Annotated in this window: 15 protein-coding genes, 2 tRNA genes and 2 pseudogenes; 11 read left to right on the top strand and 8 right to left on the bottom strand. The window is 67.3% G+C overall.

Annotation, left to right across the window (positions count from 1 at the left end):
- The first annotated feature begins 14 nt into the window (after positions 1-14).
- Complete coding sequence (locus tag ACSMFO_RS23155) at positions 15-956, top strand: S1C family serine protease (protein ID WP_037341693.1); 942 nt, start codon at positions 15-17, stop codon at positions 954-956.
- Between the two features lie 86 nt (positions 957-1,042).
- On the opposite strand, the gene ACSMFO_RS23150 is transcribed toward ACSMFO_RS23155, so the two are convergent.
- On the bottom strand, positions 1,043-1,420 hold the full coding sequence (locus ACSMFO_RS23150) for a DUF3224 domain-containing protein (RefSeq protein WP_037342546.1): 378 nt from the start codon (positions 1,418-1,420) through the stop codon (positions 1,043-1,045).
- 47 nt (positions 1,421-1,467) lie between these two features.
- On the bottom strand, positions 1,468-2,994 hold the full coding sequence (locus ACSMFO_RS23145; RefSeq protein WP_436460483.1) for a helicase HerA-like domain-containing protein: 1,527 nt from the start codon (positions 2,992-2,994) through the stop codon (positions 1,468-1,470).
- Positions 2,995-3,106: 112 nt separating this feature from the next.
- Here ACSMFO_RS23145 and orn point away from each other — a divergent pair, with 112 nt between their 5' ends.
- The 3 genes from orn (at position 3,107) to ACSMFO_RS23130 (ending at position 4,269) form a co-directional block, all read left to right on the top strand.
- Positions 3,107-3,715, top strand: coding sequence for an oligoribonuclease (orn, locus tag ACSMFO_RS23140; RefSeq protein WP_076153439.1), 609 nt, complete (start codon positions 3,107-3,109; stop codon positions 3,713-3,715).
- A 77-nt stretch (positions 3,716-3,792) separates the two neighbouring features.
- A tRNA-His gene (locus ACSMFO_RS23135) sits at positions 3,793-3,868 on the top strand.
- A gap of 101 nt (positions 3,869-3,969) precedes the next feature.
- On the top strand, positions 3,970-4,269 hold the full coding sequence (locus ACSMFO_RS23130; protein WP_436460482.1) for a hypothetical protein: 300 nt from the start codon (positions 3,970-3,972) through the stop codon (positions 4,267-4,269).
- Positions 4,270-4,320: 51 nt separating this feature from the next.
- Here the strand turns inward: ACSMFO_RS23130 and ACSMFO_RS23125 are convergent, their stop codons facing one another.
- Positions 4,321-5,541, bottom strand: coding sequence for an Ig-like domain-containing protein (locus ACSMFO_RS23125; protein ID WP_436460481.1), 1,221 nt, complete (start codon positions 5,539-5,541; stop codon positions 4,321-4,323).
- A 195-nt stretch (positions 5,542-5,736) separates the two neighbouring features.
- On the opposite strand from ACSMFO_RS23125, the gene ACSMFO_RS23120 reads away from it, so the two are divergent.
- Positions 5,737-5,809, top strand: a tRNA-Lys gene (locus ACSMFO_RS23120).
- A 176-nt stretch (positions 5,810-5,985) separates the two neighbouring features.
- Here the strand turns inward: ACSMFO_RS23120 and ACSMFO_RS23115 are convergent.
- Positions 5,986-6,234 (bottom strand): hypothetical protein, encoded by a 249-nt coding sequence (locus ACSMFO_RS23115; RefSeq protein WP_436460480.1) that lies wholly within the window; start codon positions 6,232-6,234, stop codon positions 5,986-5,988.
- A 1,090-nt stretch (positions 6,235-7,324) separates the two neighbouring features.
- Here ACSMFO_RS23115 and ACSMFO_RS23110 point away from each other — a divergent pair.
- Both ACSMFO_RS23110 and ACSMFO_RS23105 read left to right on the top strand, forming a co-directional pair.
- Positions 7,325-8,086 (top strand): hypothetical protein, encoded by a 762-nt coding sequence (locus ACSMFO_RS23110; protein ID WP_436460479.1) that lies wholly within the window; start codon positions 7,325-7,327, stop codon positions 8,084-8,086.
- Positions 8,087-8,139: 53 nt separating this feature from the next.
- Complete coding sequence (locus ACSMFO_RS23105) at positions 8,140-8,988, top strand: hypothetical protein (RefSeq protein ID WP_436460478.1); 849 nt, start codon at positions 8,140-8,142, stop codon at positions 8,986-8,988.
- A 492-nt stretch (positions 8,989-9,480) separates the two neighbouring features.
- On the opposite strand, the gene ACSMFO_RS23100 is transcribed toward ACSMFO_RS23105, so the two are convergent.
- Positions 9,481-10,041 (bottom strand): STAS domain-containing protein, encoded by a 561-nt coding sequence (locus tag ACSMFO_RS23100; protein ID WP_436460477.1) that lies wholly within the window; start codon positions 10,039-10,041, stop codon positions 9,481-9,483.
- 90 nt (positions 10,042-10,131) lie between these two features.
- Between ACSMFO_RS23100 and ACSMFO_RS23095 the strand changes: the two genes are divergently transcribed.
- Positions 10,132-10,599 (top strand): hypothetical protein, encoded by a 468-nt coding sequence (locus ACSMFO_RS23095; protein ID WP_436460476.1) that lies wholly within the window; start codon positions 10,132-10,134, stop codon positions 10,597-10,599.
- 368 nt (positions 10,600-10,967) lie between these two features.
- Here ACSMFO_RS23095 and ACSMFO_RS23090 read toward each other — a convergent pair.
- The 3 genes and pseudogenes from ACSMFO_RS23090 to ACSMFO_RS23080 all read right to left on the bottom strand — a co-directional run.
- A pseudogene (locus ACSMFO_RS23090) lies at positions 10,968-11,228 on the bottom strand (DUF5994 family protein); the annotation flags it as partial.
- Complete coding sequence (locus ACSMFO_RS23085; protein WP_436460475.1) at positions 11,222-11,365, bottom strand: hypothetical protein; 144 nt, start codon at positions 11,363-11,365, stop codon at positions 11,222-11,224. The gene ACSMFO_RS23085 and the pseudogene ACSMFO_RS23090, both read right to left, overlap by 7 nt.
- Positions 11,362-12,413, bottom strand: a pseudogene (locus ACSMFO_RS23080) (acyl-CoA desaturase). Before ACSMFO_RS23080 ends, ACSMFO_RS23085 begins: the two are co-directional and overlap by 4 nt.
- Positions 12,414-12,930: 517 nt before the next feature.
- On the opposite strand from ACSMFO_RS23080, the gene ACSMFO_RS23075 reads away from it, so the two are divergent.
- The 3 genes from ACSMFO_RS23075 (at position 12,931) to ACSMFO_RS23065 (ending at position 15,034) form a co-directional block, all read left to right on the top strand.
- Positions 12,931-13,107 carry a hypothetical protein gene (locus ACSMFO_RS23075; protein ID WP_436460474.1) on the top strand — a complete coding sequence of 59 codons (177 nt, stop codon included), beginning with the start codon at positions 12,931-12,933 and terminating at the stop codon, positions 13,105-13,107.
- Positions 13,108-13,521: 414 nt separating this feature from the next.
- On the top strand, positions 13,522-14,223 hold the full coding sequence (locus ACSMFO_RS23070) for a GAF and ANTAR domain-containing protein (RefSeq protein WP_436460473.1): 702 nt from the start codon (positions 13,522-13,524) through the stop codon (positions 14,221-14,223).
- 40 nt (positions 14,224-14,263) lie between these two features.
- Positions 14,264-15,034: a GAF and ANTAR domain-containing protein gene (locus ACSMFO_RS23065; RefSeq protein ID WP_436460472.1), complete on the top strand. Its 771-nt coding sequence runs from the start codon at positions 14,264-14,266 to the stop codon at positions 15,032-15,034.
- Positions 15,035-15,392: the final 358 nt, after the last annotated feature.

The following is a 15,392-nucleotide window of genomic DNA, read 5'->3' as shown; positions in this document are numbered from 1 at the left end:
GCGAATCTTGTTCCATGACCGAGAACGAGAGTCGGCCAGGCCCCGCCTCAACCGGTGGGCACCAGCCGCCGCACCAGCAGCAGTACCCCGGTTACACCCCTTGGCAGGCCGCGCCGAATCCACTCGTCACCCCGCCACCGCGCAAGAAGGGCGGCCGGGTCGCCGTCCTCGTCAGCGCGACGGCACTCGCCGCCGCACTCGTCGGCGGGGTCGGCGGCGCCGCGATCATGGGGCTCGGCTCCACGTCGTCGGCGTCGGGCACGGGTTCGTCCGCGGTCGCCAACGGGCAACTGGTCGGGAACAACACTTCGGGTGACGTCAGCGGGGTCGCCGCGAAGGTGACGCCGAGCGTCGTGCAGGTGAACGTGACCACCGCGCAGGGTGAGGCCGTCGGCTCCGGCGTCATCCTGACAGCGGACGGGCGCATCCTCACCAACGCCCACGTCGTCGCGGACGCCGAGGGAGACGTGACCGTCACGCTGTCCGACGGCAAGCAGTACAAGGCGAGCGTGGTCGGCGCCGACACGAAGGCCGACATCGCCGTGCTCCAGGCGAAGAACGCGAGCGGGCTGACCGCGGCCTCGCTCGGTGATTCCAGCAAGCTCGCCGTCGGCCAGCAGGTCGTCGCGATCGGCTCGCCCGGCGGGCTGCAGAACACCGTGACCACCGGGATCGTGAGCGCGCTGAACCGCAAGCTCGACGAGTTGAGCAGCGGCCAGGAACGGCGCTCGCCCTACAGCAGGACCACGAACGAAGCCGGGCCGAGCTACACCGCGATCCAGACCGACGCCCCGATCAACCAGGGCAACTCGGGCGGGGCGCTGGTGGACGCGCAAGGGAACGTCATCGGCATCAACTCGGCGCTCTACAACCCGGCCTCGACCGGCAGCATCGGCATCGGTTTCGCGATCCCCATCAACGACGCGAAGAAGATCGTCGAGCAGATCGTCGGCTGACCCCGCCGTCTGGACCGCTGTCAGGGGGCGGCCCAGCAGGCACAGTCCGTGAAGGCCTCCTTTCCCAAGGGGGCCTTCACGGGCTTTCAGAGTTCGTACGTGAGGGTGAAGGTGTGGTTGCCTTCGTCGTCCTGGACGATCTCCGCCGTTCCGGTGATGCCGGTCAGCTCACCGTGGCCGGAGCCCGGCAAGACGATCAGGTGATGCCCGTTCTCCCCCGCGGAGTGATGCAGGACGAAGCCGCCCTTACGCCCGCCGACGGAGACGGCCAGCCGCTCGAAGGCGACGTACGCCGACGACGTCTCGTTCACCGCCGTGAGCATCTCGACGGCACTGGTGCCTTCGACGTCGCCGGTGAACGTCTTGGTCAGCAGCACTCGCGAGAACTCGGTGCCTTCGGCCTTCTCGGCGGCTTGGGGATCCCAGCCGTCCACGGTGAACGACGCAGTCGCGCTGTTGGTCATGGCACCGAGTTTGCCGCCTTTACCTGACAGATCGCGTCAGGTATTCCTCACCGCCGTCGGTTCCCGAACAGACCACGCGTGATCTCCCGGCCGAGCGCGCTCGCCGCCGAGCGGAGGAACGACTTCACCGCCGGGTTCTTCATCGCCTGCTCCACCATCCCCGGCTCCTGCTTCTCCGGCTTCGGAGCGGGCGCTTCGGGCGGCGGCGCCTCACCGGCAGGCGGAGCGGCCACCTTCGCGGCGAGCTTCTCGTAGGCCGACTCACGGTCGATCGTCTCGGCGTACTTCGCGTGCAGGTCCGAAGACGTCGTCGCCGCGGAGATGGCTTCGGCGCCGATGGAGCCCATCTTGGAACGCGGCGCGCGCAGGCGCGTCCACGCGACCGGCGTCGGCGCGCCCCGTTCGGAAAGGACGGTGACGATCGCTTCGCCGATACCGAGCGACGTCAGCGCCGAGTCCAGCTCGTAGTGCTTCGTCTTCGGGTACGTCTTCACCGTCTTCGTCAGCGCCGCCTGGTCCTCGGGCGTGAAGGCGCGCAACGCGTGCTGCACCCGCGCGCCGAGCTGGGACAGAACGTTGTTCGGGATGTCCGTCGGAAGCTGCGTGCAGAAGAACACGCCGACGCCCTTCGACCGGATCAGCTTCACGGTCTGCTCGATGCGCTCCAGGAACGCCTTCGACGCGTCGTTGAACAACAGGTGCGCCTCGTCGAAAAAGAACACCAGCTTCGGCTTGTCGAGGTCGCCCTCCTCTGGCAGCTCCTCGAACAACTCGGCCAGCAGCCACATGAGGAACGTCGAGAACAGCGCGGGCTTCGACTGGAGGTTGTCCAGCTCCAGCAAGGTCACCATCGCCTTGCCGTCGGCCTCGCGCATCAGGTCGTGGACGTCCAGCTCGGGCTCGCCGAAGAAGTCCTCGCCGCCCTGAGCCTCCAGATTGGACAGCGCCCGGAGGATCACCCCGGCCGTCGCGGCCGAGACGCCGCCGATGCCCTTGAGGTCCTCCTTGCCTTCGTCACTCGTCAGGTGCGTGATGACGGAGCGAAGGTCCTTCGTGTCCAGCAGCGCCAAACCGCGCTGATCGGCCCAGTGGAAGATCAGGCCGAGCGTCGACTCCTGCGTTTCGTTGAGCCCCAGCACCTTCGACAGCAGGATCGGGCCGAAACTCGTGATCGTCGCCCGGATCGGCGATCCCTTGCCGCCCGTGCCCAGCGACAGGAACTGCACGGGGAACGCGGCGGGCTCCCAGGAGTCGCCCAGTTCGTCCGCGCGTTTGGCGATCTTGTCGTTGCTTTCGCCCTGCGCGGCGAGCCCCGACAGGTCGCCCTTCACGTCCGCCAGCACCACCGGCACTCCCGCGGCGGACAACTGCTCGGCGATCAGCTGCAAGGTCTTCGTCTTGCCGGTACCGGTCGCGCCCGCGACCAGCCCGTGCCGGTTCAGCGTCGCCAGCGGCAGGCGGACCGCCGCGCCGGCGTCGGCCTTGCCGTCGATCACGACGGCGCCGAGCTCCACCGCCGCCCCGTCGCTCACATATCCCTGCGCGATCTCCTGGGCTGGACCCTGTTCGGCCACTGTCGCTCCCCGATCTGTGACATGACTCACCTGAGGATGCACACGGTGCCAGCAACGCGCCGAACCCGCACGTCGCGCGCCACGAATCCCCGGGTCGGGTTAGGGTTTCGGGGTGAACGACCGCCTAGTCTGGATCGACTGCGAGATGACGGGGCTCGACCTCGGCAAGGACGCGTTGATCGAAATAGCCGCGCTGGTGACCGACGCCGAACTCAACGTCCTCGGCGAAGGCGTCGACATCGTCATCCACGCCGACGACGAAGCCCTCGACGGGATGCCGGAGGTCGTCCGCGAAATGCACGCCCGCTCCGGCCTCACCGAAGAGGTCCGGCGCTCCACGGTCACCATGGAAGAAGCCGAGCAGCGCGTGCTCGAGTACATCCGCGCGCACGTGCCCGAGGCCAACGTCGCCCCGCTCGCCGGCAACTCCATCGCCACCGACCGCGGTTTCATCACCCGCGACATGCCGCTGCTCGACGCGCACCTGCACTACCGCATGGTCGACGTCTCGTCGGTGAAGGAACTCGTCCGGCGCTGGTACCCGCGGATCTACTACGCCAAGCCCGAGAAGGGCCTCGCGCACCGCGCGCTCGCCGACATCAAGGAATCCATCGGGGAGCTCGACTACTACCGTCGCGTCGCCTTCGTCCCGCAGCCCGGCCCGACCACCGAACAGGCCAAGGCCGCGGCCGCTGAAGTGCAGGAACGCCACGAACGGTAACCCGTTGCGAGCCCCGGAAACGGGCACGCTAATATAGTGCGGCCGAGGTGATGGGGGGTTCCCCGAGCCCGGCGATGGTGGGCGTAGCTCAGCTGGTAGAGCACCTGGTTGTGGTCCAGGAGGTCGCGGGTTCGAAACCCGTCGCTCACCCCATCGAACCCCAGTTCGGCCGGTTCTTCCGGCAGGCTGGGGTTTCGCTTTTTCCCGGGTATCGGCAAAGCGGCGTGGCGCTCGCGCGAGTCTTGGGAGTCTTCGTGGCGGCCGGAGCCTGCCCGACGTCTCCACCGAACCAGGTGCCCGCACCGGCGATCACGTCGACACCGGTCACGACCGTGACGGCGACGCCGTCCACCTCGGTGCCGCCGCCGGCGACCGTGACTGTGACCCCACCTCAGCCGGTGAGGACCACGAGCTCGGTCAAGAAGTCACCGTGGCGATGCGAACCGGGGTACCCGAACTGCACGAAGGCCCAGTCCCAGAAGTGCCGCTACAAGACCAGCGGCGAGGTGCAGTGGGAGCACTTCTACGGCACCTTGCCGCCCGGAACGCCATGAGGGTCCTGTCAGGACGGATTTCGTCCTGACAGGACCCTCATGAAGAACAGGTCAGTTCCGGTCGCCGCCGGTCTTCCAGTCGTCCCACGACATCTGCCAGACCGACCAGCCGTCGGTCGGCTCCAGCACCTGTGGGCCCGAGTTGGCGACCGTGATGATGTCGCCCTTCTTCGAAGTGTCCATCAGCCACTTCGCGTTCTCGGTCGACAGGTTGATGCAGCCGTGGCTCACGTTCCGTTTGCCCTGCGAACCGACCGACCACGGCGCCGAGTGGTAGAAGATGCCGCTGTTCGACATGCGCACCGCGTACTTCACGAACGTCCGGTAGCCGGCCTTGCTGTCCGTCGGGACGCCGTACGTGCTGGAGTCCATCGTGTACCCGGTGTGCTCGCTCATCACCGTGTAGGTCCCGGCCGGGGTGCTGCTCGACGGCTTGCCCATCGAGATCGGCATCTGCTTGACCTCTTGGTCGTTCACGACGACCTTCATCTGGTGCGTGCCACCGTCCGCGGTCGCGACCAGCTTGTCGCCGACGACCACCTTGGCGGGCTTGTCCTCACGGCCGAAGGTGTTGTTGCCGAGGTTCTTGCCGTAGATCGCCGCGTTGACCGAGATCTTCGTGCCCGCCTTGAAGTACTCCTTGGGCCGCCACATCACGGTCTTCTCGCCGAACCAGTGGAACGCGCCCTCGGTCACCGGCTCGGTGACGATCTTCAGCGCCTTCTCCGTCGCGGCCTTGTCCGGCACGTTGCCGGTGAAGGTGAAGATCAACGGCAGGCCGACGCCGACCGTCTCGCCTTCGACGAGGTTGATCGAGACACCGATCTGGCGGCCGGGCTTGGCCGTGGAGAACGTCGAGGTCGCGGTGACCGGCTTGCCGTCGGTCCCGGTCGCGGCCGCGGTGACGGTGTAGCTCTTGCCATAGCCGAGCGGTTCCGCCGACTCCCAGCCCGAACCGTCGTCCTTCGGCTTGCCCGCGACGACCTTGCCGTCGGCACCGGTCAGTTTGACCTCGCCGACCTTGCCGTCGGCGACGGCCACCGTGACCGGCTCGCCGGGTGCCACGTTCGCCGCCCCCTGCGCCGGGGTCAGTGTCATCACGGCGGGCTTCGGCTCCGGCGCGGGCGCTCCGCTCTGCTGCGAACCCCCGGGAGCACCACCCGGCGACGGCGATTCACTCGACGGTGTACTGGTGCACGCGGCCAGAGTGAGCCCGGCCACCAAGGCCACCAAAACCACCCGCGACCGCCCCGTCGCTCCCCAGACCCTCATGCACACCGCCCGTTTCGCGTGGTACCAACCCCTACGTCTGGCTATAGTCTGCCTGACCGGCCGCAACGCTCGCGGCCGGATGGCCGAATACGTCCCGGCCCGACGTAAGGGGACCCCCCTGAAACGGGCCCCAGCAACCCTGTGTTAATGTTTTCCACGTCGCCGAGGGGAACACCAAGGCGGCGGAACAAGCAGGCGCCATTAGCTCAATTGGCAGAGCAGCTGGCTCTTAACCAGCGGGTTCGGGGTTCGAGTCCCTGATGGCGCACAGTTCCGAATCGAAGCCCATCTGCAGGATTTCTCCACAAGAGGATCTTGCCGGTGGGCTTTGATCTTGGATGGGGCCGTACCCCGCCACTCCTTTGTTTCTTGGCCTTCTTGCCTCGGCTCCGGCTAGCTTTCCGTCGCCGGGCATGTTTCCCGCCTGCCTGGTCCCGCAATGGGTCACAGCTTCACGAGCCGCTTCCAGTCCTCTTCCGCGGCGCTATGTGCCAGGCAGGGCAGGACGCTGGTGTAGGTGTCGGCGGTGAGCACGATGCTGGAGTGCCCGAGCATTGCCTGCACGACCTTGAGGTCGTTGCCCGCGGCCAGCGACAGGCTGGCCGCGCGAGGCCGACGATGACGCCCATGACCACGGTGACGGCCTGCGCGACGGAGACCCCATCCGAGCACCGGCATCGCGGACCAGGTCATCGAGGCTCTCCCGACTCGACACGCGGATGCCCCCGTGGCTATCTCGCCTGGGAACGCCACGTTCACGCAGCTTGTTCTGCACCGTGACATGGTCGACGCCGAAATGACGCCCGACCGCTCGACCCCGCACCGTCGAACCCGCCCGATGGCCGGCGATCAACTCCCGAACCTGATCCTCGCCGAGCTTCCGGACGCGGCCAGGCCGATCACCCGTGACCCCGTCAAGCACCCCTGGGCTTCAGTCCGTCGGCGGGGTCCAGCCCAAGCATGGCGAGCAGCAACGCACAGTCCTCAACGTCCTTCGCCACCGACGCCACCAGACGCGCGCCGCGACAACGCTGATCGTGGCTCATGTCGTAGGACTCTGGCCTGACACCATCGAGACTCCCCACAGGCCGCCTCGTCACGGCGGACTCTGTCTTTCTTCCCTTGGCCCTCATCACGGCTTTACGCCACCTCCCGAGTCGGCTGTTCCGCGGACAAGCAGCCAAGGACTGGGGCAGCGCCGGCGAGGTCGACAAGTGAACGTGTCGGCACATCATCACCGGTCTCTCCAGCGTAGCCCGCGACCGCCTCACGAACCGCAGGCGAACGGGTGGTAGCCGAAGTGGTGTCCGCCGATGTGTGGCCCCCCGCACGAGGGCGGCCGGAACATGGAGCGCGGGCCCGGCAACGACCTCCCGGCACCAAGCGGCGGCCGGCGAATCCGTCGGTGAAGGCGAGAACGGAATCGGCTCGCCTCGGAAACTTCGGAGGACGTGCCTCACGCCCGACATACTGGCCAAGTCGTCCTTCCGTTCCGCATCGGCGGCCACACCGATCCTGGAGCCGATTTCGGAGTATCCATTGCGGGAACACGCGCTTTCCGCGGTGCGCCACCAATCCCTTACCCGCGATATTCGCTGCGAAACCTTCCGAATTCCCATTGCCGAAAGCCGACACACGGCACCAAGACCGCTTCCCTGTCTATTTCCGGCCAACGGGTGTAGGATCCAAGGTGGTTGTTCATTGGCCGCCGGTGACCGCTTTCCAGCGGGACGTTTGAGCTTCTTGCTCCTCCACCATCGGTCTCGGATTCAGGAAAGTCAAAATGCGACACAATCGCACGTTACCCATTTTTGCCTGCACCATTGCCCTGGCGACCGGATCGGCGGTCCTCCTGCCCGCATCGGCGCAAGCCGGTGCCGAATCGGTCCCCTGTGACGAGGCGGCGCTGGTCTCCGCGGTCGACGCGGCCAACGCGGCGGGAGGCGGCACCATAACCTTGACCCCGGGCTGCACCTACGTCCTCAGCAGCGGCCACGGTGACGACGGTGTGCACGGTCCGGCCGGCCTTCCCATCATCACCTCGCCCATCATCTTCGAGGGCAACGCGAACACCATCACCCGCGCACCGGCAGCGACCTCCTTCCGCATCGCCCAGGTGGCACCCACCGGCGGAATCACGCTCAAAGCGGTCACCATCAGCAACGGCCACGCGGCCGCCGCGGGCAACGACGACGGCGGCGGCATCCTCAGCTTCGGCGCGGTCACCCTCACCGGCGGCGCGTTGTCCGGCAACGCCGCCAACGGCCGAGGCGGCGCCTTGTACAGCACCGGAACCCCGGCCGCGGCGACGTTCACCAGCAGCACGGTCAACGGCAACACCGCGGGCCAAGGCGCCGGAATCGCCAGTGTGAACGGGACGCTCACACTCACCAGCAGCGTGGTCAACTCCAACGCCGCGACGGTGAATCCCGGTGGGATCTACTACGTGGCGGGTTCGGCGACGCTGAACACCTCCACGGTGACCGCCAACACCGCGACCAATTGCACCGGCAGCCCCTCTCCTGTTCCCGGATGTGTCGGATGACCGCCGTTTCCTGCTCGAATCCCAGCGGAGTCGTTTCCAGGAAAGAAGATGTGATGCGAAGAAACCGTGGCATTCTGCGGGCCGTCATCGGCGCCGCCACCCTGACCGGCGGCATGCTCATCCTGGCCCCCATGGCGCAGGCCACCACCATTCCCGTGGCGTGCGGTGAAAACGCTCTCGTCGCCGCCATCAACCTCGCCAACTCCACAGTCGACAGTGACACCCTGACACTGGCAGGCGGCTGCACCTACGCACTGACCTCCCCGCACGGCGGGCCCGCCAACGGACTGCCGGTCATCACCACACCGATCGAACTACTCGGTCCGGCGACCATCACGCGCACCGCGCTGCAGCCCTTCCGGATCGCCGAGGTCGGCCCGACCGGCAACCTCACACTGACCACCTCGGTCGCCTTCACCAACGGCAGCGTGGTCGGCAACGGCGGCGCCATCTTCAACCGCGGCGCCGTGACACTCACCACCAGCAGCCTGAGCGGCAACCACGCCACGCTCGCCGGCGGCGGCCTCGCCAACGCCGACACCCCGTCCGGCACGGCACCCGCCGCGTCGTTCACCAGAAGCAGCGTTCTCGGAAACACCGCGCTGCTCCAGGGCGGCGGCATCTACAACGGCCTCCGCGGCACACTGACCACCACCGGAGTCTCCGGCACCCCGATGCTCATCAGCGGCAACAGCGGCGCCCAGGGCGGTGGCATCGCAGCGGTCGAATCGACCGCGACGACCATCACCCAGACCACCGTGACCACGAACCACGCAGTGCTCACCGCAGGCGGCGTCTACCGGAGCAACGGCACCATGACCACCAACAACGCGCCCATCACCGCCAACACACCCGGCAACTGCGCCGGGAGCGCCCCGGCGGTCCCCAACTGCACCGGCTGACCCGACGGCCGTTGTGCGACGGAGGCCCCAGCGGGCGATCCCGCTGGGGCCTCTGTCGTACGGTGACCGACTGTCCTCGGTAACGCTCATCGCGGCTTTCGGTGCTGTATCACCATCAATCCACCGCCGGGAAACGTCTCGGTGTGCGCCCCACGCGGTACCCCGCCTCCTGACGAGACGGACGAACGGACGGTCCGCCGCGGTCTGGAGCGGTGACGCCACCGGCCGGGTGTGCGGAAACGACGCGGGTAGCCATCGACCATTGCAGCCATCGCAGCCGGATGCAACCGGCGAGCGTGGACGCACTGGTGCTCTCGATCGCCGTGAGACTGCTCCCTTCCCTTGTGAGGCAAGATCCTGACGCAGCCGCGAGGCACCCTCCGAACCACGGAGATCGGTTCGAGGTGACCCGATCGTGGCGATATCCCGCCCGCGGCACGTTCACCGAGGACGACATACTTCGCTCCCGTTTGTCCGTCGTGTTCGAGATCGTCAGTTCTCTCGCCGACCGCATCCACCAGCACGGTCCTCGTCCGTCGTTCTCGAGGGCGCGGCGATAGCCGCCGGGAGTGAGGCGTGGATGATCAGCTGTTCGTGCAGGCGGGTGAGCTGAAGGGGCCGCCAGACGGCGCGCGTGGTGGCGACGATGCGCAGGTCGGTGTCCCGCCCCGCTCGCCGGTGCGCGGCGAGCAGCACCTCCAACCCCGCGGAATTGAGGAACCGGACGAGGGTCAGATCGACGACCAGCCGTCGCGGTCGGGTGTCCAAGAGCGATTCGATCGCGCGTTGCACCACAGGCGCGGTGTGAAGGTCGACATCGCCGTCGACGGCGAGCACCACTGCCCGGCCGAGATGCTCGACCGCCACCGTCAACGGTGGGGGCAGGCGCACCGGGGGCCCACCACCCCCGGCCGGGAACTCCATGACCGCGCGGACCACACCGAGCCCCGTTCTGTCCCGGTTGCCGCCATCTGCCGTGGGAGCCGCGTCGAGCGGTTCGGACGACGGCCGCCGACGGCGCGAACGACGAAGGTCGAGCGTTATGAGTTTCACGATCGGGGCTCCAGACATTCCCGACCGCTTGATGAACCTCAGCGCGCGGAAGGACATGCGCACGGCCAAGGGACAGAGGCGGCCAGGTCGATGGTCGATCGTCGTGAGGGCGGTGTCTGGGCACTCCGGCGCTGTCGTCTCGCATTCTACCGCGCCGGCGGGGCAAGAATCGTCTTTCCGGACCGGCTTCTTGATTCGGGTCACCGGCACGGCAACGGCGTACAGTCGGCAGTATCCCACCGTCAGGTGGCAGAGAGCGAGTCTCCGATGTTCACGATCACCGAGTCCGCCGCCGAAGCCATCAACCATCTCACCACCGCTCAGGATGTCCGGGTACGGGGCGGTCTGCGTATGACGCTGAACGGCCTCCCCGAAGACGGCGCCGCGCTCTCCGTCGAGATCGCCGCGCATCCAGCGCCCGGCGACGACGTCATCGACGCCGCGGGAACCCAGGTATTCCTCGCACGTGAGACCCGCGTCCTCCTCTCCGACAAGTTCCTCGATGTCCGCAAGGACATCGACGGGCACTTCACCTTTCTCGTGGCAACCTCACGCTGAAGCGCGGCGGAGTCCGACAAGGACTGTCCACATGCGACTGTCACCCGGGAAGGGCAGTCGGTTCCAGGCTGCGTTCCTTCCGAGACCGCCCAGCCCGCCGGGGAGAACCCCATGCGCCATACCGGGCCAGTCCAGGCGGCGGGCACCGTGGCGAGTTCGGGCACTTCCGCCACCTGATCACGCGACCACAACCGTCGGGGCACGGGGCTCAACGTGTATTTTCGGCTGTACACCACATTTCCCTCGTATTCGACGGCGGTAAGCGGCCAGCCGATGAAATCCGGGTCAAGACAGCAATTTCACCGCTGGTTGCTCCGGACGTTTGCGCGCCCTGGCGATCGACTGCCCATCGGTGCCGATCGCGGAGGTCACGTGTCTCTTGGCTCCTCGGAGCCATGGCCGGCGAGGATGTCTTCGACACTCGCTGTGGAATCGGGATCTGCCGCAACCGAGGACGTGTGCGGCGCGACGACGAGCAGGGTGAGGCGCCGCTGTTGCGAGCCGATCAGGGTCACGGTGTTCGCGTGCATGGCGTGGAATCCTTCGAGGCGCACGAGCCGGCCGTCCACCACGGGTTCGCGGTGGGCGACCTCCCAGCCGTCCTGGCCCCGCACCGCCGCGATCACGGCCGGAAACTCGACGCCCGAGTCACGGGAGCGCGGCCACCAGGCGCCGTCGACGTGCCCGCCACCGACCGCAGGTTCACCCGCAGCCGGATCTCCTCATGGTGGGGCGCGGCGGCGCGCACGGAACGAACGGTGTTCATGATCGGCTGCCCGCCGGCCGCTCGTCGTTTTGCTTATTGGTGGGTGTCTCGCCGAGAAGTCCGCGTTCCAGTTTGCCGACTCCGCGGAGTGACAGCGAGTGGCCGGGGTTGAGTTTGCGGCCGAGCCGGTCGACCTTCGGCCAGCGGACGTCCGTCGCCCAGCCCGCCTTCTCGAACAGCCAGATCAACCGCGCGGAGATATCGAGCTGACCACGGCGGACCCCATGCCGGGCACCAGTGGGATCAGCATGGTGGGAGTTATGCCAGGACTCACCCATCGAAGCGATCGCCAACGGCCAGAAATTCGCGGACTTGTCCCGCGCGGCGAACGGCCGGTCACCGATCATGTGACACAACGAGTTCACCGACCACGTGACATGGTGCAACAAAGCCACCCGGACCAGACTCGCCCAGAAGAACGCCGTGACCGCACCCCACCACGACAAAGTGATCACACCACCAAGAACGGCCGGCGCGAGCAACGTCACAACAGTCAGCAGCGGGAACAGGCGATCGACCCGGGCGATATCACGATCGGCCAGCAGATCCGGGGCGAACCGCCGAGCATTGGTCTTCTCACGCTCGAACAACCAACCCATATGGGCATACCAGAAACCACGCGCCAGCGCGGCCGGGGACGTGCCGAACCGCCACGGGGAATGCGGATCACCCTCCCGATCAGCGAAGGCGTGATGCCGCCGATGGTCAGCCACCCAGCCGATGACCGGACCCTGCATGGCCATACAGCCCGCGACCGCAAGAACGACCCGCAGACCACGACTGGCCTTGAAAGCACCATGAGTGAAATAGCGGTGGAAACCGACGGTCACACCAAGACCCGTGAGGAAGTAGAACCCCGCGGCCAGACCGAGATCCACCCAGCCAAGACCCACCCCCACGCAAAGGGGACGGACGCGGCCAGCGCCACCAACGGCACCACCGCGAACAACTTGACGAGAAAGTTTTCGGTACCGGACTGCTCCCCGGACAGGAGCGGCTCAGCGGTCCGCTGGGCCTGTGTTCGGGGGCGTTCCAATGCTTGTGTCATATCAATCGCTCTTTCGATGGCTCGCCTTGATGGCGGGGCCTGGGCCATCGAGTAGGGGGTACCCGCCGGCAGCGGGCCGAAACTTGGGGCAACACGCACACTGGTCGTGCGCGGCTGGAGACGTGCTGATCGGTGCTGTGGTCTCGGCACGTTCCCGGCGGCCACGGCCGGGGAAGCCGGTTGAGGTCGTTGAGCCGTCGGGCGACGCGGACGCTGCCGGACGGCAGGCCGTCTGCCCCTGGTGGGCTCGAACTCGACGTGCTGATGCTCCTCAAGGCCGCCGCGCTCGTGCCGGCGTTCAGACGACCTATCAGGTATAACGGCGGCCTACCCGCAGATGTTCCCGGTTCAGACCTTGGACGGATCACGGCGCTCTGCAGCTCTTGTCGAATCGAGAGGCCCGGGAATTCGTTTCCGGGAAGTTCTTCGCAGCGCGTGTCGCGCTGACAGCCGTTCCGCGGCGGACGGCGGCGACCTGCCGCGATCGTCTGGCGGCCCGGCCCCGTCCGAGGCACGCTTGGCCGATCGACCCGTGTCGAACGACATCGGCGCTCCCGAAAGGCCGTCCATGGTGCCCTACGGTCTCCGCAGCCGGCGCCTGCTGGCCGTCGTGGCCACCCTCACGGTCGTAGGATTCTGGCCGGCCGTTCACGCCTGCCGTTACCTGGCGGGCGCGGTGGTCACGCTGACCTGACCGCCATGCTCGACCGGAACAAGTCGGCGATAGCCTCGGGCGCGCTCACACGGCGGTGACCGTGGGAGAACTACAACATCCGCGGCACCGCCGCCGTCGCCTTCAGCGACGCCGCCGGCATCGGCCTGGGGCTGCTCATCATGGGCGTCCCGTTGAGCACGCTCGCTCTTCCTCTGCGCGTTCGTACCGGTCATCGCCGGCGCGGCCGCCGCCCTCGCCCTCGCGACCGGCCTGGCCACCGCCGGCATCCTCGGCGCCCTGCTCGTCGCCGTTTCAGCTCAGGAGTGCGAAGTCTCACCACCCGGCCGACCGCTCCGCCGACACGCCACTCAGGACGAATCTGGGTAGTGTCTACGAGTTCGGGTCATCTGGTGGTCAAGACGCTTCAGGAAGTGATCACGAAAGGGGCGGCTGGTGACCGAGGATCAGCGGCGACGGCTGCGGTCGTTGCTGACGGCGAACGGCGACGGCAACTCCTCGGCCGTCGCTGAGATCTGCGCACTGGCCGTGGCGGAACTGGCCGTCTCCGGAGTCTGGGTGACCCTGATCTCTCAGGCAGGCACCCCGGCCACGCAGCAGCGCCTGGTTCGTGCCACCGATGCGACCGCCGCCCGTCTGGAGGAACTGCAATTCACCGTGGGAGAAGGCCCAGGCCTGGAGGCGGTCATCTCCGGCACCGCGATACTGGCGCCTGACCTGATCGTGACGGCATCGCGGTGGCCCGCTTTCACCTCCGGCGCCCAGGCCGCCGGGGCGGCGGCGGTGTTCGCGTTCCCCCTGTCATTGGGCGCCATCCGGCTGGGATCGTTGGATTGCTACCGCACCACGGCTGGGCAGCTGAGTTCACGACAGACCGCCGCCGCGCTGATTCTGGCCGAGATGACCTTCGAGGCGGTCTTGTCCGAGACCGCCGGGCACGCCCACGACGATCTGGGCTGGATCACCGACATTCACGCCGAGGTCCACCAGGCGACAGGGATAGTTAAGTACGACCTCGGCGTCACCATGCAGGCAGCGCTCTTGCGCATCCGCGGCTACGCGTACGCCAACGACATGCCGATCGCGGTGGTGGCCCAGCGAATCGTGGATCGCGAACTGTTCCTGGAAGAAGAATGACCTTCAAGCGGCAACGCAACGGTGAGGGAAGTGAGCGGCGATGAACGACCGGCACGAACGACGGCTGGCGCGAGTGTTCGTGGAACTGGCGGACACGCTCGTCGATGAATTCGACATGTTGGAGTTCCTGAACAGTCTTGTCGAGCGCTGTGTGGAACTGTTGGACATCGCCGCGGCGGGTGTCGTGCTCTCCGATCAGAAGGGCAAGCTGGCCATGGCGGCCGCCTCCTCCGAGCAGGCCCGGCTGCTCGAACTATTCGCTGTGCAGGCCGAGGACGGTCCATGCCTGGACTGCGTACGCACCGGCCTGCCGGTCTCGAGCGCGAATCTGGCCGGCGAGGGCGCCCGGTGGCCACGCTTCGGACCCGCCGCCCGCGCGGCCGGCTTCCAAGCGGCCTACGCGGTCCCCATGCGGTTACGCCACACCGTGATCGGGTCGCTGAACATGCTCAACACCCACAGCGACGGCGTTGACGACACCAGCGTGCTGCTCGGCCAAGCCCTTGCCGACGTCGCCACCATCGGCCTGCTGCAGCAGCGGGCGGTCCACGACAGCGCGATCCTCTCCGAACAACTGCAGACCGCGCTGAACAGCCGCGTCATCATCGAACAGGCCAAAGGGGTGCTCTCGGCACACGCGGGATTGACCATGCAAGACGCCTTCACCGCGCTGCGCGACCATGCCCGCTCGCACAACCTGCGCTTGTCGGACCTCGCCAAAACCGTGGCAGACGGGACAGCCGACCTCAACGCCATCCGACTCCGTGCATCCCGCCCGAAACCACGACCGGGACCCCCCAAACGCCACTGAGCCCCCTCCGCGATGGCAGAATCCTTTGCGAGCCTTCCAGATCGCCCCAAAGTCGATCCGGCCCCTCACCCCGGCTGGGCGACGAGAGCGGTGAGGGCCTGAATGACGGGCGCCCGTCCGCATCTGTTCGAGTCGAGTATCCAGTTGGCGGCCGGGGCACCGCTGGCCACTGCTTCTCTGTGCGGGCGAACGCCTCCGGAGCGCCGAGCGGGCGCGAACACGTTGCCGAACGTGCCGACTCTTAACCAGCGGGTTCGGGGTTCGAGTCCCTGATGGCGCACAGTTCCCACACGAAGCCCACCAACGGTTCGGCCGGGATTGCCGGGTGCCGTCGGTGGGCTTCGATCGTATGACCGCC

It is taken from the genome of Amycolatopsis sp. w19, assembly GCF_051373225.1.
GTDB classification, from domain to species: domain Bacteria; phylum Actinomycetota; class Actinomycetes; order Mycobacteriales; family Pseudonocardiaceae; genus Amycolatopsis; species Amycolatopsis japonica.
This window is presented reverse-complemented; position numbering and strand designations above follow the sequence as displayed.

Bases quoted from the DNA above. Each gene is read 5' to 3' on its own strand.
- ACSMFO_RS23085 (WP_436460475.1), bottom strand. From the start codon at position 11,365: ATGAACACCGTTCGTTCCGTGCGCGCCGCCGCGCCCCACCATGAGGAG.
- ACSMFO_RS23125 (WP_436460481.1), bottom strand. From the start codon at position 5,541: ATGAGGGTCTGGGGAGCGACGGGGCGGTCGCGGGTGGTTTTGGTGGCC.
- ACSMFO_RS23155 (WP_037341693.1), top strand. From the start codon at position 15: ATGACCGAGAACGAGAGTCGGCCAGGCCCCGCCTCAACCGGTGGGCAC.
- ACSMFO_RS23105 (WP_436460478.1), top strand. From the start codon at position 8,140: ATGCGAAGAAACCGTGGCATTCTGCGGGCCGTCATCGGCGCCGCCACC.
- ACSMFO_RS23150 (WP_037342546.1), bottom strand. From the start codon at position 1,420: ATGACCAACAGCGCGACTGCGTCGTTCACCGTGGACGGCTGGGATCCC.
- ACSMFO_RS23095 (WP_436460476.1), top strand. From the start codon at position 10,132: ATGGTCGATCGTCGTGAGGGCGGTGTCTGGGCACTCCGGCGCTGTCGT.
- ACSMFO_RS23110 (WP_436460479.1), top strand. From the start codon at position 7,325: ATGCGACACAATCGCACGTTACCCATTTTTGCCTGCACCATTGCCCTG.
- ACSMFO_RS23065 (WP_436460472.1), top strand. From the start codon at position 14,264: ATGAACGACCGGCACGAACGACGGCTGGCGCGAGTGTTCGTGGAACTG.
- ACSMFO_RS23115 (WP_436460480.1), bottom strand. From the start codon at position 6,234: ATGACCTGGTCCGCGATGCCGGTGCTCGGATGGGGTCTCCGTCGCGCA.